We start from the raw sequence: 21,337 nt of genomic DNA on the forward strand, positions 1-21,337 counted from the left end.
CTCGCGATGGACGCCATCTACCGCATCGACGGCAACAGCGTCGTTACCAGCCCTGATGCCGCGGGTCCATGGGATCCGCGCATGCAGCACGGCTCGGCGCCGGCTTCGCTCGTGGTGTGGGCGGCCGAGCGGATGGCGACGTCCGTGCCGATGGACATCGCGCGCGTCACTATTGATTTGATGCGTCCGGTTCCGGTGGCGCCGCTCACCATCGCGACCGAGGTCCTGCGCGAAGGCCGCAAGATCCAGCTTTGCGGCATCAAGCTCCTGGCAGACGGCGTCGTCATGGTCGGCGCGACCGTGCTGAAGATCAGGCGGCAGGCGCTGGCGCTGCCCGGCGACGTCCGGGAGCTTCAGGTCGACCTGCCGGCGCCGGAGCAGTCGCTGGTCGAGGACGGACACGCTGCCACGAGCCCCTTCGTGCGCTCGGTCTCGATGCGTGCAGCGCGCGGCCGCTTCGGCCAGGCCGGAGCCGGTGCGATCTGGTTTCGCGTCGACAAGCCACTGATCGAGGGACAAGCCGTCTCGCAGGCTGTGCGCGCGGTCGTCGCCGCCGATTTCTCCAACGGCACCGCCTCGACGCTCGATTTTCGCGCCTGGACCTACATCAACGCCGACCTCACCGTGAGCTTTGCGCGGCAGCCGGTCGGCGACTGGATCCTGCTCGATGGTGAGTCCTGGATCGGCGCAGATGGCACGGGCCTTGCGATGTCGCGACTCGCCGACCGGCAAGGTTATTTCGGCCGCGCGGTGCAGAGCCTCGTGATCGAGAAGCGCTGAAGGACTCAAGCGCTGAAGGTCTTAAGCGCTGAAGGACTTGGCAAATCGGCAGGCGCCACATGCCGCGCGCGCGGACAACCCGTCATTTAACGCAGCATTAACCATCACGCTCCCAGAATCCCTTCCTAGCCGCTAATCGGCATGAACAGGGGGCAGGCGATGAACTACGATTTTCTCAACGCCAAGACGTCGGCAACGTTGGATGAAATCCGCGTCCGCGTGGCGCATGCGCTGGCCCGCCATCCGCTCTGCCGCAATGTGCGTTTCGACATCGTCAGCGTGCCCCGCACCCGGCGTGGCGGCAACTGGACCGTGACGCTTCAGGCGGTCGAGCCGCGCGCGGTGTGGGAGGCCTCTGAGATCGTCGCCGATATCCAGGACGCCTACGACCTGGCGTTAGCCGCCTGATTCGTTGATTTTCCCAGTCGATGTCGCCGTCGTCCCAGCGTTTTCCGCTGCCGTGGCACGGTTAGGCCTTAATTCCTGCCCAGTTTCCGGGCATTGAGCACTCGAGAGCCGGTCGCGGAGAGACGTTTGTCGAAAGCCATCACCATCGTCGTGCTGACTTGCATCCTGGTTCTCGGTGCTGCTGCCGTCGCCATTTTCGGCCGCGACAGCGTGCCGGCCGCGGGTAGCGACATGGTCTCGCAGGTCGCCCCGAAGCCGGTCGCCGCCAACCGCGCCAGCAAGTCCGACCGACTGAACGTTCCGACGCTCGCTCTGGCCTCCGCTGCCGTCGAGCCGGTCGACCGGCCTGTTCTGACCGAGCCGCTGCGCCAGGCCTTCGCCGCCGCCACGCCATCCGATTTGCCCCCGGCGCCCAAGGCGAGCGCGTCCGAGGCGCCGGCCGCAGCGACCGACGCGCCTGCCAAGCCGAAGGCGGTCGCAAGGCCGCAGCCGCAGAAATCCTACTCGCTGCTCTCAGACGTGCAGATCGCGGGCATCAAGGACCGGCTGAAGCTGTCGTCGTCGCAGGAATATTACTGGCCCTCGGTCGAGACCGCGCTGCGCAACGTCGCGCGCAAGATCCAGGCGAACAAGCTCTCCAATCCACAGGTGCAGGGCGTACCGATCGATCCGAACTGCGATGAGGTCCAGCAGTTGAAGTCGGCCGCGATGCCGCTGCTATTCCAGCTGCGCGACGACCAGAAAGAGGAAGTGCGCAAGCTCGCCCGCATCATCGGGCTCGAGAAGGTCGCTCAGCAGATCTGACGCGCAGCTCGTGAGTTCCGCGCGCGCTTGGCGACGGAACTGCAGCATTTTCCCGAGCGTCGCTTCGTTTCCGGAACATCAAATTGCGCGATGCGTTGCCCGCTCGAAAGAGGGAGTGGACCGATGCGCGCTTTGACAGCCTATTTTGTCGGCGGGGGAACCATCGTCGCAGCCATCGCCATCGGTCTTGGCGGCGGCATCGTCGCCGGCAACATCATGAACCCCATCGCGCCCAAGCGCGGCGCCGATGCAGCCAAGCTGGAGCGGCGCGCGGAGTCGACGGCAACGACCAATGCGCCATCCGAGCGGGTGCAATATCTCACAGGATCGCAGGTTTTCGGCGCGGCGGTCGCGCCGCCTGTCCAGGCCGAGGCACCGACCGCCACGGCCAATGCGGAGCCGTCCGCGCCGCGGGCACAGCCGGCTGCAAGCCGTGAGTCCCGGCAGGCCAATACACAAGCCGCGCAGCCCGCCAAGCCTGCGGAGCAACAGGCCGCGACGGAACAGGCCGCCTCGCCGGACAATGCCAACGCGAAAGCAAAGGACGCCGACGTGAAGCGCGCGGCCTCGGAGCGGCATCGCGCCGACCGGCGGCAGCGCTGGGCCGAGCGCCGCCGCTACGATGCGCGTGATCCGCGCGACATGCGCGATCGCACCGATTGGGACGACGTTGCACGCAGCGTTCGCGAAGATGCCGATGCCCGGGAATTCGGCTCAGGCCCGCGCCGTGTTGTCCCGCAGAGCCGCGGCGTCCCGCAGATCCGGCTGTTCGGCGATGACGACGACGAGTAGCACACGCGCCGTGTGAAGGATCTTCTCCTGCAACATCCCGTCGCCGCCGCTCTGGCCTGACACCGACCGCGGCAAGGGGGCGGTGAGCGGACACTCTGGTAGTGTGGCTTCGGTAGTGTGGCTTCCCTGCCAACCCTAAGACGCCTCGGTCCGCGGTGGCGGATAGCGCCTTGCCAGCAGCGACAGCGACAGATGCCGCTCTTCCTCCGGCAGTTCGAGATAGGCCAGCACCAGCGCCCGCTTCCAGCCGTCGACGCCGAAATCCATCGCCATCCATTTTTGCGGCTCGGGCCCTTCGAGCCCACGCACCCAGACGAAATAGCGGGGGAGGTCGCCGGCTTCTCCTTCGGTCGCGCGTCGTCTCGCCATCAAGCTGCTCGCTGGGTGAAGACCCACCGCAGGAGAATATAGGCAGGCGAGATGATTGCTAGGGGAGGGTGATGCCCCGTCTTCGCCAGGAGGCTTCATGGGCGAACACTTCGTCGCTTCGCTACCGGCCGCGCCAAGCATAGCTCGCGCAGCGAGCGAAGCTTGGTGCCCCTGGCCGACAATCGCCTGTAACGAATTGACAATAGTTTTAGTAGGGATGGAATTGACTGCCGACGGGCCACTGTGGTCAGACCCCGAAGGGATAGGTATCCGGGACATCGATGCGACGATGCTCGGGACCCAAAGGTGTCACCGCATGGCTCTCGTCAAACCACACCAGCCCGTCAAATTGTTGAGGCAGTGAGGCCTCGGCATAGTGGCTTTGCAGTTCGGTGTCCGGTCGATAGATCACGCCGATAAAGCGTTCGAGGTGCGGTTCGAGCAGGCGACGGCGAAGAGCCTCCTCGCGGCGGAATTCGATCAGGCCGGGCGTTGTACCGGCATCGTGAAGCAGCCGCTCATAGCTATCCCGTCGAGAGGGCCGAACCCGCATCACTTCCATCTCGGCGTCCCAATCTGATGCGGCTGCCACCGTGCCGCCATGAGTGCTCAATCCGATCAGCGACGCCGCTTCCCCGAATTTTTGCCGACAAAGCTGGCCAATGTTGAGCTCGTTGCGGACCGCGCCCATGCTGGTAAAACGCGCATCGCCGATATGGGAATTGTGCGCCCAGACCACGGCCTTGGATCGGGGGCCATGTGCGTCAAGGACATGGCTCAGCGTCTCGAACATATGCGTATCCCGTAGATTCCAGGACTCCGCGCCGCCGTAATACATGATCCGGTAGTAACGCTCGGCCGACGCGATCAACCGCGCGTTCTGCGCGGCATCCAGGAAGCTGTCCGGATCGTCCGCCGCATAGTCGAGCTGCCGTTTCAGGATATCCTGGCACTGCCGAACCACCTCCGCCTCGCACTTTCGATAGCCCTCGGTCAGGACGACGCGACCGTAAGTCGAAGGCTCGCGCTGCCAAGGGGTCAGGCAGCCGTAACGTTCGCGCGCCACCGCTGCCGACTGAGGATCGACCTTATCGAGGTAAGCCAGAACGGCCGCGATCGAGTCGCGCATGTTGTAAATGTCGAGCCCGAAGAACCCGGCTCGATCGGTTGCCGGCAGTCGTTCGTTGTGGCTGCGCATCCAGTCAACGAAGGAGACGACATCTGTATTTCGCCACATCCAGGTCGGAAACCGTTCGAACGGGGTCTCGCTTGGCCCTCCGCGGTGCGTTCGGGCGCGGACATACCGGTCGATCGCCGCGGCGTCGGGCCAATCCGCTTCCACGGCGACGATCCTAAATCCGTGTTTCTCAATCAGGCGGCGCGTGATCGCCGCGCGTGCCTGATAGAACTCCGACGTACCGTGACTGGCTTCGCCCAGCAAGACGATGCGCGACTGTCCGAAGCGATCGAACAGCGCGCCGAATGCAGGATCGTCGAAAGCGGGCAACGGTTCGATGGCAGCACGGACCATATCCGTCAGCGACCGCAACCGCGTGTGACCGGGAACGTGGTTGCTGGCCGAGCGCGTGCCATCCTCGGCCCATCCTTGCTCGCCGATCAAAGGCACGAAGCGGACGGCTCCGAATGTCTCTTCGTCATAATCAGTCTGGCTCCGGCGCGTGATCCGGAGCAGCGATTGTTCGTCCTCGAAATTGCCGACGGGGATGACGAGCCGGCCGCCGACGGCCAACTGCCGCTTAAGCGCGTCAGGCACCGAGGGCCCACCGGCAGCGACCAGGATCGCGTCGAACGGCGCCTCATCGGCCAGGCCGCGGGTGCCGTCGCCGGTATGGACAATACAATTCGCGCATCCGAGCGCACTCAGCCGCTGCGCGGCGATTCTCGCCAGGGCGCCATGTCGCTCGATCGTGTGAACGGTCTTGGCAAGCCGCGAGGCAATTGCGGCAGCATAGCCTGAGCCGGTGCCGACCTCGAGCACCCTGTCCGTCGGTTTCAGTTCGGCCGCCTCTGTCATCAGCGCGACGATGTATGGCTGTGAGATGGTCTGGTTGTTCGCGATCGGCAGTGCGCCGTCTTCGTAGGCGAATTCCTCAAACCCGGATTCCACGAACCGCTCCCGCGGGACCTGTCGCATAGCATCCAACACGCGACGGTCACGGATGCCACGCCGCGCGAGTTGAACGTCGACCATGCGATCGCGAAGATGTGCAAATTCGCTCATCCGACCCATCCATCGCAAATGCCGGTACATAAAGCCAATCGGGACGAACGAGACCGGTTCCTCCCCAACGGACCTGAACCGCACCGAATGAGGCGAGAGGGAGCACCGGTTCCGCGCCAACCGCAAAGCGGAATGAAATCATACGCATGCGTTATTCGGCATGGTTCGTGGAGGTGCAGCTCAAGAGCCGGTTCGAGCGATACTTTCCCGCAACATGGTCGGTATGATTTGTTCGACCGATCGCGGCGGGATTCCAAGCTCAGAAAATCCTGGCATTCCCACCGACGCTACGTTGTCGATCTGCATCAACTCCACCTGATTCCGTGTGATCGGTGGCCTTGGAAACAGTTCCGAAACCCATCCCGCGACATGCCAAGCAGCAAATGGCACGGGAATGAGCATAGGTTGGCGGCGGGCTGCCTGCGCGACGGTTCTGAGAAGCTGTTTGTATGTGTAAATGCGAGGACCAGCGCATTCGTACGTGATTGCGTTCGTTTCGGTCCTCAGAAGTGCTCTTGTGATTGCCTCGGCCACATCGTCAACATAGGCCGGTTGCAATCTCGTCGATCCGCGTCCGAACATCGGATAGATCGGATACTGCTGGAGCAGTTTGAGGATCGTGGTGAGAAACGCGTCATCCGGGCCGAACATGACAGCCGGGCGAACCAGCGTGGCCTCAGAAAATGCCGCGCGGACCGCCAGTTCGCCTTCGCCGCGCTTGCGAATATAGAGGGACGGTGAAGTAGCGTCAGAGCCGATTCCGGAAAGGTGGATGAGCCGCTTGACGCCAGCTCGACGTGCTCGGGCGGCCAATCGCCGAGCCGATTCTACATGCACGGAGTGAAACGTCTCCTGTCCTTGTTCAACATAGAGACTGACCGCATTGATGGCACAGTAGGCGCCATCAAGTGCATTGGCGATCGAACCCTCGTCACGGAGATCGACTTCCACAGATTGGAGGCGCGGGTCGTCATAGCCAAAAAGCTGTCTGCCTCGTTCGGGATGTCTTGATGCAATCCGAACGGACAGCTCAGGCGCCCGGAGAAGGCATCGAACGACGCGACGGCCGAGAAATCCCGTTCCGCCGAACACCGTTACAAGGCGATTATTTGCGGCCACCACCATCTGAGACAGTCTCAAGCAAGAAGGCCCAGCGGAGGCGGCAGGCTCGTCGGTCGTCTGTTCTATCGACGAGCCATCGGTCCGCGTAGGCGAAATCCGCCGGAGCCGGCCATACGCCAACCATCAAGATCGGATAGTGACCGCAGCATCCGTGTCATCTCACCTGCCTGCGTGGTCGCCGGAATTCCTACACACGATCGCGGAGGTCAGTCACCCCTTCCTTTTGGGCACAGTGGTCGCAGCAATAGTAGGTGCCGCTCTTTTCCAAGCCGTGTCCAACGATGCGCGTTCCGCAATGCTTGCACGTCGGGGCCAGAGCATGAATCGCGCACTCAAAACTGTCGAACGTGTGCGCCTGGCCGTTCATCAACACCTGAAAGGCCTTGTCATAGTCATTGCCGCAGGTTTCGCATGTCGGCATTGTACCTCCTTCACGCCGCCCGGCGTTTGCGGGTTCGAGCAGCCTTCTTGGCTGACCTGGAACGTTCAGCGGCCGATCGGCTGGCCGACGCTTTTCCGCCAAGCCTGCCGCCCTTGCGAGACGCTGAAGTGTCTTCTTCGGTGCCCCTACCGGAACCGCTCTTCTTGCCGCCATGGGTTTCTTTGTTCACGGTCGCCCAGGCCCGCCGCTCGGCTTCCTTGTCGGGAACACCTCGGGCTTCGTAGCCTTCCTCAATGTGTTCGGCCTGTCGCTTCTGCTTATCGGTGTAACTTCGTTTGTCGCCGCGTGGCATCACGGCCTCCTTTGACAAGTATCGCTTCTCCTACTCGACGCCCGCTCTCTTGCGCAGTTCGTCAATGAGCTTGGATGCCTCCGCCTTGGTGAGGTCCTTCCCGACCGTGAAGGGCAGGCGTGCTTGTTCTGACAGCGTCTGCAGGTAGGACGCCTGGGCGTCAGTCATGGGCTCGTCCCCCGACACCCAATCGTCGGGATTCTTCTGAATATTGGCAGCGGTTTCCTTGGTGCTCATGGCCGGGCTCCTCGCGCAAGGAACGGCGTAGTTCACTAATTGTTCCTATTCCGGTCCGGTCAATCCAGATTGCCCGGGCGCTCGTTTGCGCGGCCCGCCGAAATATCTCAGTTTGCATTCGTCCCAACCGACGACGGTGTCGCGCCAGCAGAGGCGATGGAATATGCCTCAGCGCCAACGCGGCCGTCATGCGCGCCGTGGCGCTTTTCGCGCGAGGCCGGCCATGTCGGTGTGCTCGCCTTCTCACGGACGGGAGACCCATCCAGCGGCAACTTCGGCGAGGGTTGCAGAGGTACTCTCAGGAAGCGTTCGGTTGAACACCTTCACGGGCGATCCGCCGCCGCTGTCGGCATTCGCGGCGTCGCCGCCCCCTTTGCGCCGGGAGCCGCAATGCCGGCGCTGCGGGGCCGGGCCGGGCCGACGGAGCTTCTTCGGCCACAGGCTCCGGACCGCACGGACGAGCTTCTATAAACTCGAGCACCGCGCGCCCCTTTTGGGTAATGCGCCACCCGCCGTTCAAGCGCTCGACGAGCGCTTGCGAGAAGATGTCCAGATCCGGCACGCGCGTGCCCAAGCGCTTGGTCCGTTCGGCCCAGTCGCGTCCGCTGGTCGCAAGAATTGCCATGTCGCGCTTGAGGTCGGCCATCACGGCGAAGCCGTCCGGGTAGCTCACCAGTACCTTCAGCACGGTGACCTGGAAATTCACCCTTAGCCCCCACTCGGGACCTAACGCCACATCGTCGGCGCTTCGGAGAGAGCCTCCCGGCCGATCTGCTTAAGGCTGACGGGGGACGTCTCGCCTCGGGTCGCGGCTTCCAGGATCTTAGAAGCCACGTGGGTGCGGGCGCCCGTTTCGGTCCGGGAAACCTCTTCGCAGACTTCGTCCAGGACTGCGCGCAAAAGCGCCGTCGTAGCAGGATCGAACATGGGAGACCCCCAAGAGAAAAAACTATCGTATCGCAACCGGTGCAGTGTCGAATTCAAGAGTGTTAAAAAAACTCTCGAACTCTACATTTCCGCTTGGATTTGGCAATAGCCCTAAAATGCGTGTCCCTTGCCGAGGTCGTGAGGTACCTTTATGCCACGGGGCGGCGTACGCAATGACTGCCGCACCAGGTTCAGCGCCGAACGCATGAAGAAATTCATCTGCGAGCAGAATATCGCGAACCTCGAAAGGCTGCTGGCGAAACGGGCGACCCTGTACTGAAGCGGACGCTCGAAGTTCGTCGAACGCCACTGACAGCCAATCAACTCGGCAATCCACGACGGGGACGGATGGCCCGTGTTGCACCACGTCGAGGACCTGACCGAGCAGGTGGAGGGCTGAACGCCGGTCGGCTAATCGCTTCGCTCGCCTAGCTAGTGACTTCCCGGTGGTTCCGTTGACGAAATGCAGCGAGGCGAGGACACCACACGGAAAATCCCGCCTGACCAAAGTCTGCTCCCCGATCCCCGGTCATGAAGACGGTTGCCCCTTTGGGCTGATCATATCCAACGCTCGCGACGACATCTTCTTCTTGAAACTTCGCGACTTCGGCTGGATACTTGGATCAGGTCCTTGGCCATCAGCATTCCGAGGAGGACGAGCATGGCAATCCAGATCGTGATGGACCGTACCGGCGACAGCCGTCACCTTTTCAATCCGGACGACGAACGAGAGCTGGCGAAGGCGGAGCAGCGGTTCTACGAGCTCACCAATACCGGCTTCACCGCGGCAGTCCGGACCGGTCAGGGTCAGGTCTCGCAGATCCGGTCGTTCGATCCGAACGCGGAGGAAACCGTGTTCTTCCCCAGGCTGGTTGGCGGGTGATCGGTCCGCGCGCCATGTTGAGCTTCAGGCCGTCTCGCCCGGGTGAACGCTCGCGCGTGAGAGCGATCCGGGCTCTCCTCATACGACACGGTGCCGAGAGAACTCCGGAGGGCCGCTCGCTGCGGCTCTTGCGAGAGTGGCTATCGCCGGCGCAACGGACCCAGTTCGCGGCAAAGGGCTATTTCGAGGTCGTCGGCGCCGATACGGGCAAGCAGTACAGGATCTACGCGGGCGCCATGACGAACGTCTGCGAGATCGACGAAAAGGACCGTCCGACGATCGGGCTGTGTTTCCTGCCGATGGGCGAGCTGCCGATCGGAGACGTCATGCTCTCCCAGAAGATTGCACTGGAAAGCTGCGAGAGCCGCGCGCTCGAGGTGGCCAGAAGATTCGCTCCGACCGGGTTCATGTTCCGGCGAAATCGGCTTCTTGGCTGAGGCGCGGAGAACCGTTCGATCGGCTGTGGCGCAGCTCGCCCTGCCGAGAGGTGATCGAATGGAGTGCTACGCGGTCGCCCTCGCGCTCAAGGCGAATAATCGTCGTGTCTCACTTCTTGCAGTCAGTCGGGCCGTCCCGGACCGTAATGCCCCTGGTCGGCAGGCAAGACTCACAAGACTCAAATGAACGCATGATGCGCGAAAATAAGGAACGGGACCGCCGCCGCGTCATTGAAGGGCGAAAAGGGTGAGCTACACTGACTTGCCATCAATTTTGAGTCGGGCGCTGGGATGGCCAAATCGTCAAAACTCGTGGCGGCAAGCAAGGGCGCCGGGTACTCCTTGTCAGGCTTCAGCGCGACGGGCTCTGGATGTTCCCCGGTGGCCCGCGGGCGCGCCGGCGAAAGCGAGCGGGAGTGTCTTCGGCGCGAAATTGGCGAGGAGCTGCCAAAGCTAAATGTTGGACCACTGAAGCTCTGGAAGGAAGTGACGGCCAAGAACCGTCGGTCCGGCCGCAAAATGAGCGATGCGATCTTCGTGGCGAAGAAGGTCAGCCAGAACAAGGTACACTTTGATATGGTTTGTCCCGCCGCAGTGTCGACTGCTGCAGTTTAGGCTCGGATAGCCTCCGATTCCCTCCAGGCTCCTCTTAAATCATCGACCGTCTGACGCCAAATCCGCCCATGCGGACCGCCGAAGCGCCGTGCGTAGGCTGGATGGAAAGTGACCTGTAGCGCAAATCCCTCAAATTGGAGCGTCGCCTTGCGTGCGACCTGGATCGATCGATGCTCGCCGAGCAGGCCTGCTGCTGTGCTACCGAGCGCTACGATCACGATTGGCTTGGAGCGCCGGATGTCCGCCAGCACCGCGGCGCCGTAGCGATCGACTTCCTCGATAGTCGGGCTGCGGTTACGTAGTCTCCGGCGGGTTGCATGCGAGAACGGACGAAACGGAATGGCATTTGCCAATCGCACTTGTTTGGGATCTATTCCGGCCAGCTCAAGCATCTCCCGCAAGGCGCGGCCAGCCGGGCCAACGAAGGGCTTGCCTTGCGCAGCCTCTTCAGCGCCAGGCGCCTCGCCAACCAGGTAAAGCCGAGGATGTCGAAATCGACCTTTCGGCGCGACACGGCGGCGATCAAGCTTGTTATCTAGGCTTGTTTCCTTAGACATCGGTTCGCCCGAGCCGGCATATTTCGATGCAACCAGCGGACCTCGTGCCCCTGCTCAGAAACGCAGCGCGTAAATGTGCTCGTCGGCACCGACATAGAGGCGGTCGTGTACCGCAATCAGCGTCTGGAAGCGTCGAAGACCACTCAAGGGTTCACTTGCAAAAAGGGGCTCTCCACTGTCGCCGCGAAACGCGCGCAGCCGATTGTCGCCCTCGGCGCCAAGAATCCACACGATCGGATTGGAATGCCCGTCCGTGGTTGTCGCAATGGGAGAGCCGCGGCCGCGGAGCGCACCGCACCAGGCGGTAGCCATCGCTGGCAGGGAGCCTGCTGCGATCGTCAAGATCGTCAAACTTTGACCGTTGCCCGGTCGAGGGCAATGCGCACCTGGGGCTTGGAATGCAACAAAGACATCGTCGCCGACGCGATAGACGGTTGGCGAGGTGACGATCGATGACTGCGATACTGTTTCGGCTGCGAGTTGACCGCCTACGCCGCCGAGATTATTCCGATCAAGAAGGTAGGCCTTGCCATCTTTCCCCAGAGCCAGGATCAGAGCGCGGCCGCTGGCTGCGCTGCCAACGTCGATGGTGAGCGGATTGCTGCCTCCGAGGTCGGCATCGCGAGCATCGAGTGCTCTCCAATCCGACGGTGCAAAATAGCCTCTCTCGTCGACGCCGCGTTGCAGGTCAGGAGTGAGATGAAAAACGGCTTCGCCATCGCTCCAGGTCGAGGCGCCCAACGTATTCCCGGTCGCGAAGTAGATGTCATGTCCTGCAACGCTCAATCCGCCCGGCGCCCAGATGCCGCCTCCTCGCGCACGCGTTTGAAAGCTGACCAGCTTGCCGGGATCGTGAAGGGAAATTCCGATCACCCAGCCATGAAAGTTTCCGCAGTCACCAAAATGACCGCTGAAGGCGACATAGACAGTGCCATCGAGAATTGTGAGCGCTGCTCGCTGATTCTGCACGCTCGGATCGAAATGCTGTCCCGCTTTTCGCAGAGCGTCGGCCACGTCAATCGGCCAGCCGGGGAGCACGCTGCCATCCCTGGTCGAAAGCGCGAACAGCTCGTGGCGCGGGCCGTCTTCCCGCTCTACCGCAGCATCGAAATAGATAGCTTGGGTTGCAGGGTCGATAACCGGCGTCCCGGTAATACCAAGCGGATCGATATTCCCGCACGGCAGCGACGAACGGCGAACGGGACGCCCGACCACGCGCCTCCACAATTCCGTGCCAGTCGTCGCGTCGAAGGCCTGGACAACGTCGTCCTCGGTCGCCACGAGTAGCACGCCGCTGTTCGTGCCGGGAGGACGCCAGTAGAGCGGCTGAGCGTACATCGAGCCCGCGACGTGGGCGTTGAAGGCGCCATCCAGCTGAACCGATCTGGCTTTTTCCCAGGACAGTGCCGGAACGACGTAGTGGCCGCTTCGGCCGTTGTCACCGTGATAGGTCAGAACTGAGTCATCCTGAGCACGGGCGGATAGCGGCAACAGCGCAAGTGCAAATAGTCCCGCCAACAGCGCTACACGTGCGGTCACCGAAAAAGCGCGTGGGATGTTCATGAGCGCCTAACAGCCCGTCGCCGCGCCGGTTCCATCGGCCCAGTACCAGCCGCGCGAGCCGAGACGTTTCGCTCTCGCGTGTCGAAGGCCGGCCGGAGCTCAGGAACGCAAGCACTTGCATTCGCGGATCAGCAGCAGTTCGGGCAATCGAACGCGCATCAGATTCGATCCGGACAGTTGAGCGGCGTGTGGAACCGCACGGATGGGCGCTGGTTTTGCTCAAAGACCTTAGCTTGCGTCAGGCATCGAACATGTACCGACATTCGCTGGTGGTCCGGGTGACCCATTGGGCGGGTGTTCTCTGCTTCGCCGTCCTGCTGATGAGCGGTTTGCAGATCTTCAATGCTCATCCCGCGCTGTACTGGGGGGACGCGTCCAACTTCGCGAAGCCGGTCGCTTCGATCAACACCACCGTGCGCGACGGTCGCCGGATCGGCGTTGCGGAGGTGCTTGGACACCGGCTTGTCACGACCGGGGTTCTGGGACTGAGCGGTTCCGCCGATGACCGGCAAGAGCGGGCGTTCCCGCGGTGGATCACGCTTCCCAGCGAGCAGGATCTCGCCACTGGGCGACGCTGGCATTTCTTCTTCGCCTGGCTCCTGGTTCTCGATGGATTCTTCTATTTTCTGCTGGGCATCTGGCGGGGCCACTTCTGGCGCGACCTCGTGCCTGCCCGTGAGCGACTGAAGCACATCGGCCGAACGCTGGTTGATCACTTGTACCTGCGCTTTCCCACCGGTGACGAGGACATGCACTACAATGTTCTCCAGCAGCTGACTTATCTCGTCATAATTTTCGTGGTGCTGCCGCTGCAGGTGCTCGCCGGATTAGCGATGTCTCCAGCACTCGACGCGGCCTTTCCGTTTCTGACCTCCGTTTTCGACGGACGGCAAACCGCGCGCACGGTTCATTTCCTGCTCGCCTGCGTGCTCGTGGCGTTCGTGGTCGTGCATGTCACAATGCTCCTGGTCTCCGGACCTTGGAACAAGCTGCGCTCGATGATCACCGGGTGGTACGCTATCAAGTCGACAGGGGGCGGACCATGAGCGGTAGGCAACTATTGAACCGCAGAAGATTTCTGGCCCGTGGCTCGCTGTTGTGCAGTGCTCTGGCGCTCGGGAGCTGCGAGGATTTCACTGAGAACCCCGCTGTCCTCCAGGTGCTCGACGTGGCCGAGAGCCTGAACCACAAGCTGCATCGGCTCCTCTTGCCGCCTACGGCGCTGGCGCGTGAATATTCCGAAGCTGACATATCCGCCGCATTCCGAGCGAATGGCTCGACCGATCCCGAGGATGAGGAGTATCGCGCGCTTGCGCGCGACGGCTTTAGGGATTGGCGGCTCGAGTTCGGTGGCCTGGTGCGCCGGGCAGCGAGCTATTCGCTGGAAGACTTGCGCCGTCTTCCGCCGCGCACGCAAATCACACGGCACGATTGCGTCGAAGGCTGGAGTTGCATCGGAAAATGGAAAGGTGTGCCGCTGGCAACTCTCATCGATGATGTCGGATTGAAGCCGGAGGCCCGGTACATCGCATTCTATTGCGCCGACACGCTTGGAACCTCGTTTGACGCATCTCAGTATTACGAGAGCATCGGGCTGGATGACGCGCGCCATCCGCAGACGATTCTGGCCTACGACATGAATGATGCGCCGCTCAAGATCGCCTACGGCGCACCGTTGCGCCTGCGCCTGGAACGCCAGCTTGGGTACAAGATGGCCAAATACATCATGCGCATCGAGGCAGTCGCGAGCCTTTCTGCCATTCAGGGTGGGCGTGGTGGGTATTGGGAGGATCGCGGCTACGAATGGTACGCCGGCATCTGACCGGGCCTTAACAGCAACCGCCTTCCGCTGGTGGCGTTCTTCGTACTGAGGATGGGAGACCCGGATACGGCCGCGCGCTCGGGTCGGCTGGGTTCCCCAAACGGCAAGTCGGAGGAGAAACATGCGCCCAAAATTTCCTAGCATCTTCGCCATGCTCACAGCAGGAACGCTCATATCCATTCCTTTCGCGGCAATGGGGCTAGGGACGCCGCAAAACCTAAGGGGCACGATTACACGTGTCGCCGGCGACACAATCGAGATCAGCCAGGACACCGGTCGCTCAGCTGCAGTTCACCTGACAAACGATGCGAAAGTGGTGTCAGTTGCCGCGGCCTCGTTGTCTGATGTCAAACCCGGCTCGTTCATCGGGACTGCCGCAACGGCGCGACCGGATGGCACCCTGCAAGCGAAGGAAATCCATATCTTCCCCAACTCGATGCGCGGCGCCGGAGAGGGTCATCGCGCCTGGGATCTTGGGCCAAACAGCACGATGACCAACGGAACTGTGGCTCAGGTCAGCAAGATCGGAGAAGACGCTTTGACGGTGAATTACAAAGGCGCTGAGAAAGTTGTCACTGTGACCCCAAGCACCGAGATCGTGAGCCTCGTTCCTGGCGATCGAGCAGAACTGCAGCCGGGAGCCAAGATTTTCGTTCCGGGCGCGACCGAGAATGCTGACGGTAGTTTGGAAGCCAGCCGTCTGACGGTGGGCAAGAATGGATCGGCTCCGCCGATGTAGCGGGAAGTTCGGGTCTCGACGTCCGCTTATCTCTGCGGTCCAAGTTGGCCGCCACCCAGCTCCGACAGTCTCGTTCTCGTTCGAAGAAGCCGTCACAAGCGGGAGGTCTGCGAAGTTTGCAAAATCTTCGGCACTCCCGGGGAAAAGAAAGGAACGACTCCAGCGCGTACATCCGGCGCGGGAGTCGTTCGGGGGGCACCGACGGTTCCGGCATCTGGTCATAGACCTTGCGCAACGCGGGCGCCATCTTGTTGCAGAGTGTGCCCGAAACGATCATGACGTCGGATTGTCGAGGCGATGCACGAGGAGCCGCGCCGCTCGATGTCGTATCGCGGCATCGACAATTGCATTTGCTCGATCGCGCAGCACGCCAGACCGAAGGTCATCCACATCAGAGAGCCTGACCGAGCCCACGTGATCAGGTCATCGAACGGAGCTACAAAGAAGCCGCGGTCGCCGAGATTGTCTTTGACAGGGTCGAACGGGCTGCTCGCGTCATTTTGATGAGCGTTGAGGCGGAGTCGCCATTCAGATTGCATCCTCGAGCTCGGCTACGAAACTCCCGATTTGGGCGATTGCCGCGTGGGCCTCAGGCAGGACGGGCACGAACAACTGCCAGACGTGAGGCATTCGCGGCCAGATTTCCAGGCGGCTGCGGGCGTTGTTCGCCCGTAGCTTCTCGGCCATCCGTCTCGCATCATCCCTCAAGATCTCATCGCTGCCGACCTGGATCAGCACCGGCGGCAGCCCTGATGTTTCGCCATACAGCGGAGATGCGTAGGGACTCGTCGGGTCTGCGCCGGCGAGATAGCAGCGTACGAATTCCGGGACATCCCTGGGATTCAACATCGGGTCTACCTTGGCATTGAGTTTCAGCGATTCCCCGGTGAGCGCGAGATCGGTCCACGGCGACATCGCAACTGCCGCCAAGGGAAGTGAGATGCGTTCGTCGCGTAACTTCAGCAGGAGAGAAAGCGCCAGCCCGCCGCCGGCCGAGTCGCCCATCACGAACAGTCTGCTGCCTTCCGTGGTTTGCTCGAGGAGCCATTTGTAACCTTCAAAGGCATCCTCCAGCGCGGCGGGGAAGGGATGCTCCGGCGCCAGCCTGTATTCGAGCGTCCACACATGCGTCTTCAGGGCATCTGCAATTCGCCAGGTGAAGTGGCGATAATAGATCGGCGCTCCAGAGATGTAGGCTCCGCCGTGCAGATAGAGGAGGTGGCGTTCGGGTCGGGACGCCTGCGTGCGGATTCGACAGAACTTGATGCGACCGGTATCGACCACGATCGTTTCGGTACCGCGGGGTGACCGCGGTACCCATGTTTCCATGCCCCGCATGTTGTCGCGCCAGGTCTGCACGTCAAAGGGCTGTTTATGTCGTTTCAGGAGCAAGCGAAGCCCCAGTCGGATGAGTTCTGCACGCAAGCTCATGGTGGATAGGTTCGCCCCTAGGATCCCAATGCCGCTCCCTTGGGCATTCGTAGGCGTCGCGATGTGTCCGCCTCCTCATTGACGAGAAGACCGTCCTCAATCTCGATGATACGATCCGCAAAGGGGACGACGCGCGGATCATGCGTGACGACCAGCACTGCGCGGTGCTGCTCATGAGCGGCATCGGCAAGGATTCGCATGATCGTCCGTCCGTTGTCGCTATCGAGCGCGGCTGTCGGCTCATCGGCGAGAATGATGGAGGGATTGGCTACAAAGGCGCGTCCGATTGCAACGCGTTGTTGCTCGCCGCCGCTGAGTTCGGCTGGCAGGGTCTTCGTCTTCTTCTCGAGGCCGACCAGCTTGAGCGCCTCGCGCGCCTTCTCAGCGGCTTGCCTGCCGCGCTCGCCACGGATGTCGAGCGCGAGCTGAACGTTTTGAGCCGCTGTCAGCGTCGGGAATAGATGATAGGACTGGAACACAAAGCCGATATGGTCGCGCCTTATCTTGGCCAATTGCTCCTTGTCTGCGTCGGATGTGGGGATGCCGCTTACGTCCACGCGGCCGGAACTCGGCGCAAGCATACATCCGAGGATGAGGAGCAGTGTTGTCTTTCCACTGCCGGAAGGTCCCATCAAGAGGGTCAGATCGCCGCGCCGGAGCGTCAGGTCGATGCCGCGCACTGCGTTGACCTCGCCGGCCCCCTTTCCGAGCGTCTTCTTGATCCCTTTGGCTTCGATGATGACGTCATTCATCGCATGAACACCGTGGCTGGATCGATGCGGATCACCCGAATGATAGCCCCGAGGCCGGAGGCCACGCACATCGTGACCGTCAATACAAGGAGCGCGACGATCAGCCACGGCGTGATTACGATCGGTAGCGCGCTCCTGGCCGTCAGCTGGACGACCGCCGCGCCGATCGCCCCCGCGATAACGAAGCCGGCTACGGCGTTGAGGAGCGCCTGGTAGATGATGACGTTGTAGATGTAGCGGTTCGATGACCCCATCGCGCGCAGGGTTGCAAACTCACTCAAATGATCCTTGGTGCTTGAATAGAGGGTTTGCGCCACGATGACGGTGCCAACGATGACGCCGAGCAGGGCACCCGCGAACAGCGCGGCACCCGCGCCGGTTCCGAACAGCCAGAACGAGCGGCTTCGGCTGCGGAATTCGGCGCTACTCAGCACCTCGACATCACCGACCTGCGCGCGAAGAGCCCGTATGACCTCCTCGCGGTCGGCGCCGGGCTTTAGCCGGACGGCTATGCTGCTGGCGCGCTCTGGAAACGTGCCTGTGTAGAGGCGTGCGCTCTTCAGATCCACGAAAATGTAAGGAGTCGTGGTAAAGGATCGAATTCCGTCCGTCAGCGCAACCACCTTCACCCGACGGCCCCTGATCTCCGCCGTCGACCCGAGTCCGGCAGCGCCGAGCCGATCAAAGTAGGAGCGGTCGATCGCAACGGCTCCGCCCTGGGACAGCGCATCGACACGACCCTCGACCACATTCCACGGCTGTAGCATTTGGTCGCGCAAGTCTGCGCCGACGATGAAGATGGGCGTCATCTCGCCGTTGTCGAGCCGCCAGTCGGAGAAGCCGACGATCAGCGGCACGGCGGAAGCCACCCCTTCGATGGAGGCGACCTTGTCGCGCAGCTTTACGTCGAGCATGGACGGGTCTTCGAAGCATTTTGCGCCCCTCGGTACAATCCAGATGTCGGCCGAAGCATGATCGATCATGGTCGTAACCATGCGGCCAAATCCCAGAAAGAGTCCCATCTGGATCATCACCAGGACGACCGAGAACACCACGCCGACCAGCGTTGCGACCAGGCGCAGGCGGTCGTGGAACAGGTTGCGGGAGGCAAGGGTGAACGTCAGTGACATCAGCGAGTCCTCACTGTGGCCGATGTGCAATCGCCTGCCTGGCAGTCCCGACTTGGCGCGAGCCGAGCATGCCAACCGTGGCGCTGGCGGCCCAGCTCAGGGCCAGTGCACAGGCGAAAACGAGGGTCGCCTTGGCGATGGCATCGAGATCAAACGGGAGCAGCGCATACTGGAGCCACAGCACGAAACAGTAGTGTACGAGATAGATGCCGTAGGCATTGACCGAGAGAGTATCGAGAATGCGGTCGCGCCACCGCATCAGCCGAAGCGAGACGGCAAGCAGGCACAGAACACCCGTTGCGCAGGCAACTGGAAATGCGCTGGCTGCCAAGAACCGGTAAGCAACCGAGCTCGCATTCCAGTCGGGTAATGTGAGGGACGTTAGACCTCCCCAGGCGCCGAAGCTGATGAGTGCTGCCGCAAGGAGAAGCGGCCATCGCCGGACCAGCGGGCCGTCGTAGCGGAGAATGCCGCGGTCACAACCATAGCCGCCAATCGCAAAGCCCGCGAAGAAATAGACGGCATAGTGGAGGGGGCGGCTGAGCTGGAATGAAAACGGTCCAAGGTAGGTCCAATCCCATGCCGAGAAGGCCATTGCGAGCGGGACGTATGCGGCGAATGACGCAAGGACCAGGGCGACAACGAAGCCTAGCGGGCGATCGCCGAAGCGTTTGACAAGTTGACCGAGAGAAGCGAGTGAACGCGGCGCGATTGCGTGGAGGCCGGCCGCAAGCGCGCTGAGCAGGAACAGCTGCCAAAGGAACCACTGTGGGCCCGACGGCCACATCGGCAATGCACGCCAATGCTGCCAGAACGCGGTGACGGACGGGTCCGCAGCCGTGGTGCGGTATGAGGCAAAGTAGGCGAGAGGACTGAGGATCGCGACGGCAAACAGAAACGGCACCGCGATCCTCCACCAGCGATCTCTCAGATAGACGAGACTGCCCTTTCGATTCAGGCTCGCAGGTGCAAGCAGGCCTGCCAAAAAGAACATCAGGGACATCAAGCTGACGTCCTGCCACGCACAGAACAGATCGAAGCCGAACCAGCGCTCCCTATCGATGATCGGGAACGCGACCCAACGATAGGGCACTTCGTCGAAGGGGAAGGGATGTGGGGGTTGTGAAGCAAGATAGGGTAGGGCGGAATGGAAGGCGACCACGATGATAATGACCACCGCACGCAGGTTGCTCAGGGAAACACTTGCGCTTGATGAGGTCACGGAACGCATCCAAGGGGCGGCTTGCGCGAAATTAGCAACGAACCAACCGACGCCTACCTGGCTTGTTCCAGTATGCGAACCGTGGACCAGCGTGAGACCGCCGCTCCGAGAGATCGAGACCCGTCCGAGCTCTGGTGGATCATCTCGAAAACCAGTCCGGGTGGTCCGCAGGTTCGCCGCCATTTTGGTTGGCCGCGTAACTCATTTGAATTTCAGCCTTCAGGAGCTCTGGCATGATTCTTTTGACGCGAGGGAAGCTGCGCTGCAATGTTCGACGCGGAGACGATCGTGCTTCCGCGCGCGGTTATTGATGGGTCTGCAAGTCGCTCTCGGCAATCTGAGACCAGCACAGGGCGAGCGAAGTTCCTGACGGATCGAGGCCGAACTCCGGTCTAAGCCTGAATTGCCTTCCTAACCCGATCCCGGGTTAGAGGTAGATCGCGCAAGCGCTTGCCAGTGGCATTTGCAATCGCATTTGCGATCGAGGCCGCGGTCGGTCCCTGGCCGGCTTCGCCACTACCTAGAAACGGCTGACCGGGCCGGTTGAGGAGATGAACTTCAAGGCTTCCGGCACGGCATTGAAGCGTCGGATAGGGTATAAGTTTGCCAATCGATGCTGGTGATTTGCGAGTCGTTGAAGGTCACACTGTCATAGAGGGTCCAACTCGTCGACTGCAGGATCGCCCCTTCAATCTGGTTGATCAATCCGTCGGGATCGACGATTTGTCCGGCGTCGACAGCAGCCACGGCACGGACGAGACGTTACGCGGCCGATGTCTCGGTTGACGTCGACTTCCGAGGCTATCGCGCAATAGGCAGCAAGATTCTTGTAGCGGGCGAACCTCTGGCAACCGCACCCCGGTTCATATCGAGGGCTCGACGCGCCCTATCCCGGCGCGCCAGGAGCGACGGAAGCCGCGCGATCGAGTCCGCTGCGATGCACTCTCGCACCCGCGATATGTGCCGCTCCTGGTTCCGACGCGTGTTCAACCTCGCCGACTACGTACACGTGAAGCAGGCCTCCTTCCGAGACGGGTTGCTGATCATACCTGATCCGAGAAGTTCCCGAGGCCATGAAGCCGTGCAAGATCGATATCGTCAGCGGCGCATCTCCGACGTCGCAAATCGAGCAAAAGAAAGCAGCTTAGGCTCGCCCAAAGCGTTGGTTTGGAGCTTGGACGGAACCTCCCGCGCTTCCGAGTTCATTGAATGAAGGAGAACATCATGGCTATTCGCGATCTCATTCCCTGGTCGAGAAACCAGGAGCTCGCGCAGGCGCGAGGCAACTACGATCCGTTCATGACGCTGCATCGCGAGATGAATCGCTTGTTCGATGACGCGTTCAGGGGATTCGGCGGCGCCAGCCTGTCGCCGCTTATGGAGGGCCGGTTTGGCTGGCCTAAGATCGAGCTCAACGATACCGACAAGACGCTGACGATCTCGGCGGAACTGCCCGGTATGAGCGAGAAGGACGTCCAGCTCGAAATCGCAAATGGCGTCCTGACTATCCGCGGCGAGAAGAAGGACGAGCGCAGCGGCGAAGGCAGGCACTTCACCGAGCGCTACTACGGCGCCTTCGAGCGGCAGATCCCGCTGGAGGACGTGGAGGGAGACAAGGCCGAGGCGTCGTTCAAGGACGGCGTACTGACCATCGTGCTGCCGAAATCGGAGAAGGCGCGCGCGGCCGTCAAGCGCATTGCCATCAATACGCAGTGATCATGGGCGGCGGCTCCGGCCGCCGTCCGGCCTTTTGAACTGTCCTGCTGATGCG

The 21,337-nt window shown here is 61.9% G+C and carries 24 protein-coding genes and 3 pseudogenes; 12 read left to right on the forward strand and 15 right to left on the reverse strand.

The features are described from left to right. Positions 1-6: 6 nt before the first annotated feature. From QA640_RS04320 to QA640_RS04335, 4 genes are all read left to right on the forward strand, one after another. Positions 7-780, forward strand: coding sequence for a thioesterase family protein (locus QA640_RS04320; protein ID WP_283043117.1), 774 nt, complete (start codon positions 7-9; stop codon positions 778-780). A 159-nt stretch (positions 781-939) separates the two neighbouring features. After that, positions 940-1,188 carry a hypothetical protein gene (locus tag QA640_RS04325; protein ID WP_283039530.1) on the forward strand — a complete coding sequence of 83 codons (249 nt, stop codon included), beginning with the start codon at positions 940-942 and terminating at the stop codon, positions 1,186-1,188. A gap of 126 nt (positions 1,189-1,314) precedes the next feature. After that, on the forward strand, positions 1,315-1,992 hold the full coding sequence (locus tag QA640_RS04330) for a hypothetical protein (protein WP_283039531.1): 678 nt from the start codon (positions 1,315-1,317) through the stop codon (positions 1,990-1,992). A 123-nt stretch (positions 1,993-2,115) separates the two neighbouring features. Beyond that, positions 2,116-2,784: a hypothetical protein gene (locus QA640_RS04335; protein ID WP_283039532.1), complete on the forward strand. Its 669-nt coding sequence runs from the start codon at positions 2,116-2,118 to the stop codon at positions 2,782-2,784. A 135-nt stretch (positions 2,785-2,919) separates the two neighbouring features. Here the strand turns inward: QA640_RS04335 and QA640_RS04340 are convergent, their stop codons facing one another. From QA640_RS04340 to QA640_RS04375, 7 genes are all read right to left on the reverse strand, one after another. Continuing rightward, on the reverse strand, positions 2,920-3,153 hold the full coding sequence (locus tag QA640_RS04340) for a hypothetical protein (RefSeq protein ID WP_283039533.1): 234 nt from the start codon (positions 3,151-3,153) through the stop codon (positions 2,920-2,922). A 247-nt stretch (positions 3,154-3,400) separates the two neighbouring features. After that, positions 3,401-5,395: a protein-L-isoaspartate(D-aspartate) O-methyltransferase gene (locus QA640_RS04345; RefSeq protein WP_283039534.1), complete on the reverse strand. Its 1,995-nt coding sequence runs from the start codon at positions 5,393-5,395 to the stop codon at positions 3,401-3,403. Positions 5,396-5,575: 180 nt separating this feature from the next. Further along, positions 5,576-6,520: a complex I NDUFA9 subunit family protein gene (locus tag QA640_RS04350; protein ID WP_283039535.1), complete on the reverse strand. Its 945-nt coding sequence runs from the start codon at positions 6,518-6,520 to the stop codon at positions 5,576-5,578. Positions 6,521-6,948: 428 nt separating this feature from the next. After that, positions 6,949-7,251, reverse strand: a complete 303-nt coding sequence (locus tag QA640_RS04355) for a plasmid stabilization protein (RefSeq protein ID WP_283043118.1) — start codon at positions 7,249-7,251, stop codon at positions 6,949-6,951. A 30-nt stretch (positions 7,252-7,281) separates the two neighbouring features. After that, positions 7,282-7,488, reverse strand: coding sequence for a DUF3072 domain-containing protein (locus QA640_RS04360; RefSeq protein ID WP_283039536.1), 207 nt, complete (start codon positions 7,486-7,488; stop codon positions 7,282-7,284). A 298-nt stretch (positions 7,489-7,786) separates the two neighbouring features. Then, positions 7,787-8,194 (reverse strand): hypothetical protein, encoded by a 408-nt coding sequence (locus tag QA640_RS04370; protein WP_283039537.1) that lies wholly within the window; start codon positions 8,192-8,194, stop codon positions 7,787-7,789. A 20-nt stretch (positions 8,195-8,214) separates the two neighbouring features. Further along, the gene (locus QA640_RS04375; protein WP_283039538.1) at positions 8,215-8,415 is read right to left on the reverse strand and encodes a hypothetical protein; all 201 of its coding nucleotides are present in this window, start codon (positions 8,413-8,415) and stop codon (positions 8,215-8,217) included. A 661-nt stretch (positions 8,416-9,076) separates the two neighbouring features. Here QA640_RS04375 and QA640_RS04380 point away from each other — a divergent pair. The 3 genes and pseudogenes from QA640_RS04380 to QA640_RS04390 form a co-directional block, all read left to right on the forward strand. Continuing rightward, positions 9,077-9,298, forward strand: coding sequence for a hypothetical protein (locus QA640_RS04380; RefSeq protein WP_283039539.1), 222 nt, complete (start codon positions 9,077-9,079; stop codon positions 9,296-9,298). A 56-nt stretch (positions 9,299-9,354) separates the two neighbouring features. After that, a complete protein-coding gene (locus QA640_RS04385; protein WP_283039540.1) occupies positions 9,355-9,735 on the forward strand; it encodes a hypothetical protein in 381 nt (126 codons plus the stop codon). 291 nt (positions 9,736-10,026) lie between these two features. Continuing rightward, positions 10,027-10,281: pseudogene (locus QA640_RS04390) on the forward strand (NUDIX hydrolase); the annotation flags it as partial. A 65-nt stretch (positions 10,282-10,346) separates the two neighbouring features. Here the strand turns inward: QA640_RS04390 and QA640_RS04395 are convergent. Then, complete coding sequence (locus QA640_RS04395) at positions 10,347-10,907, reverse strand: uracil-DNA glycosylase (protein WP_283039541.1); 561 nt, start codon at positions 10,905-10,907, stop codon at positions 10,347-10,349. A 54-nt stretch (positions 10,908-10,961) separates the two neighbouring features. Further along, positions 10,962-12,470, reverse strand: a complete 1,509-nt coding sequence (locus QA640_RS04400) for a PQQ-binding-like beta-propeller repeat protein (protein ID WP_283039542.1) — start codon at positions 12,468-12,470, stop codon at positions 10,962-10,964. A gap of 188 nt (positions 12,471-12,658) precedes the next feature. Between QA640_RS04400 and QA640_RS04405 the strand changes: the two genes are divergently transcribed. From QA640_RS04405 to QA640_RS04415, 3 genes are all read left to right on the forward strand, one after another. Beyond that, positions 12,659-13,516, forward strand: a complete 858-nt coding sequence (locus tag QA640_RS04405) for a cytochrome b/b6 domain-containing protein (RefSeq protein ID WP_349253692.1) — start codon at positions 12,659-12,661, stop codon at positions 13,514-13,516. Then, positions 13,513-14,292 (forward strand): molybdopterin-binding protein, encoded by a 780-nt coding sequence (locus QA640_RS04410; RefSeq protein WP_283039543.1) that lies wholly within the window; start codon positions 13,513-13,515, stop codon positions 14,290-14,292. The genes QA640_RS04405 and QA640_RS04410 overlap by 4 nt, the downstream gene beginning before the upstream one ends. 121 nt (positions 14,293-14,413) lie before the next feature. Further along, a complete protein-coding gene (locus tag QA640_RS04415) occupies positions 14,414-15,031 on the forward strand; it encodes a DUF5666 domain-containing protein (protein WP_283039544.1) in 618 nt (205 codons plus the stop codon). A gap of 205 nt (positions 15,032-15,236) precedes the next feature. Here QA640_RS04415 and QA640_RS04420 read toward each other — a convergent pair. From QA640_RS04420 to QA640_RS04445, 6 genes and pseudogenes are all read right to left on the reverse strand, one after another. After that, positions 15,237-15,570, reverse strand: a pseudogene (locus QA640_RS04420) (hypothetical protein); the annotation flags it as partial. Then, positions 15,560-16,462, reverse strand: coding sequence for an alpha/beta hydrolase (locus QA640_RS04425; RefSeq protein WP_283039545.1), 903 nt, complete (start codon positions 16,460-16,462; stop codon positions 15,560-15,562). The pseudogene QA640_RS04420 and the gene QA640_RS04425, both read right to left, overlap by 11 nt. Positions 16,463-16,479: 17 nt before the next feature. Next, on the reverse strand, positions 16,480-17,214 hold the full coding sequence (locus QA640_RS04430; protein WP_283039546.1) for an ABC transporter ATP-binding protein: 735 nt from the start codon (positions 17,212-17,214) through the stop codon (positions 16,480-16,482). Then, positions 17,211-18,344: an ABC transporter permease gene (locus QA640_RS04435; RefSeq protein WP_283039547.1), complete on the reverse strand. Its 1,134-nt coding sequence runs from the start codon at positions 18,342-18,344 to the stop codon at positions 17,211-17,213. Before QA640_RS04435 ends, QA640_RS04430 begins: the two co-directional genes overlap by 4 nt. A 10-nt stretch (positions 18,345-18,354) precedes the next feature. Further along, complete coding sequence (locus QA640_RS04440) at positions 18,355-19,566, reverse strand: acyltransferase (protein WP_283039548.1); 1,212 nt, start codon at positions 19,564-19,566, stop codon at positions 18,355-18,357. 558 nt (positions 19,567-20,124) lie between these two features. Then, positions 20,125-20,313: a molybdopterin cofactor-binding domain-containing protein gene (locus tag QA640_RS04445; RefSeq protein ID WP_283039549.1), complete on the reverse strand. Its 189-nt coding sequence runs from the start codon at positions 20,311-20,313 to the stop codon at positions 20,125-20,127. A gap of 226 nt (positions 20,314-20,539) precedes the next feature. Here QA640_RS04445 and QA640_RS04450 point away from each other — a divergent pair. Together QA640_RS04450 and QA640_RS04455 are read left to right on the forward strand one after the other, a co-directional pair. Continuing rightward, positions 20,540-20,714: pseudogene (locus tag QA640_RS04450) on the forward strand (heat-shock protein); the annotation flags it as partial. Positions 20,715-20,790: 76 nt separating this feature from the next. Then, positions 20,791-21,282, forward strand: coding sequence for an Hsp20/alpha crystallin family protein (locus QA640_RS04455; protein ID WP_283039550.1), 492 nt, complete (start codon positions 20,791-20,793; stop codon positions 21,280-21,282). Positions 21,283-21,337: the final 55 nt, after the last annotated feature.

This window comes from Bradyrhizobium sp. CB82 (assembly GCF_029714405.1).
Taxonomy (GTDB): Bacteria; Pseudomonadota; Alphaproteobacteria; order Rhizobiales; family Xanthobacteraceae; genus Bradyrhizobium.

Bases quoted from the DNA above. Each gene is read 5' to 3' on its own strand.
- QA640_RS04320 (WP_283043117.1), top strand. From the start codon at position 7: ATGGACGCCATCTACCGCATCGACGGCAACAGCGTCGTTACCAGCCCT.
- QA640_RS04400 (WP_283039542.1), bottom strand. From the start codon at position 12,470: ATGAACATCCCACGCGCTTTTTCGGTGACCGCACGTGTAGCGCTGTTG.
- QA640_RS04345 (WP_283039534.1), bottom strand. From the start codon at position 5,395: ATGAGCGAATTTGCACATCTTCGCGATCGCATGGTCGACGTTCAACTC.
- QA640_RS04360 (WP_283039536.1), bottom strand. From the start codon at position 7,488: ATGAGCACCAAGGAAACCGCTGCCAATATTCAGAAGAATCCCGACGAT.
- QA640_RS04375 (WP_283039538.1), bottom strand. From the start codon at position 8,415: ATGTTCGATCCTGCTACGACGGCGCTTTTGCGCGCAGTCCTGGACGAA.
- QA640_RS04350 (WP_283039535.1), bottom strand. From the start codon at position 6,520: ATGGTGGTGGCCGCAAATAATCGCCTTGTAACGGTGTTCGGCGGAACG.
- QA640_RS04355 (WP_283043118.1), bottom strand. From the start codon at position 7,251: ATGCCACGCGGCGACAAACGAAGTTACACCGATAAGCAGAAGCGACAG.
- QA640_RS04335 (WP_283039532.1), top strand. From the start codon at position 2,116: ATGCGCGCTTTGACAGCCTATTTTGTCGGCGGGGGAACCATCGTCGCA.
- QA640_RS04380 (WP_283039539.1), top strand. From the start codon at position 9,077: ATGGCAATCCAGATCGTGATGGACCGTACCGGCGACAGCCGTCACCTT.
- QA640_RS04395 (WP_283039541.1), bottom strand. From the start codon at position 10,907: ATGTCTAAGGAAACAAGCCTAGATAACAAGCTTGATCGCCGCCGTGTC.
- QA640_RS04430 (WP_283039546.1), bottom strand. From the start codon at position 17,214: ATGAATGACGTCATCATCGAAGCCAAAGGGATCAAGAAGACGCTCGGA.
- QA640_RS04410 (WP_283039543.1), top strand. From the start codon at position 13,513: ATGAGCGGTAGGCAACTATTGAACCGCAGAAGATTTCTGGCCCGTGGC.
- QA640_RS04325 (WP_283039530.1), top strand. From the start codon at position 940: ATGAACTACGATTTTCTCAACGCCAAGACGTCGGCAACGTTGGATGAA.
- QA640_RS04435 (WP_283039547.1), bottom strand. From the start codon at position 18,344: ATGTCACTGACGTTCACCCTTGCCTCCCGCAACCTGTTCCACGACCGC.
- QA640_RS04340 (WP_283039533.1), bottom strand. From the start codon at position 3,153: ATGGCGAGACGACGCGCGACCGAAGGAGAAGCCGGCGACCTCCCCCGC.
- QA640_RS04415 (WP_283039544.1), top strand. From the start codon at position 14,414: ATGCGCCCAAAATTTCCTAGCATCTTCGCCATGCTCACAGCAGGAACG.
- QA640_RS04425 (WP_283039545.1), bottom strand. From the start codon at position 16,462: ATGAGCTTGCGTGCAGAACTCATCCGACTGGGGCTTCGCTTGCTCCTG.
- QA640_RS04455 (WP_283039550.1), top strand. From the start codon at position 20,791: ATGGCTATTCGCGATCTCATTCCCTGGTCGAGAAACCAGGAGCTCGCG.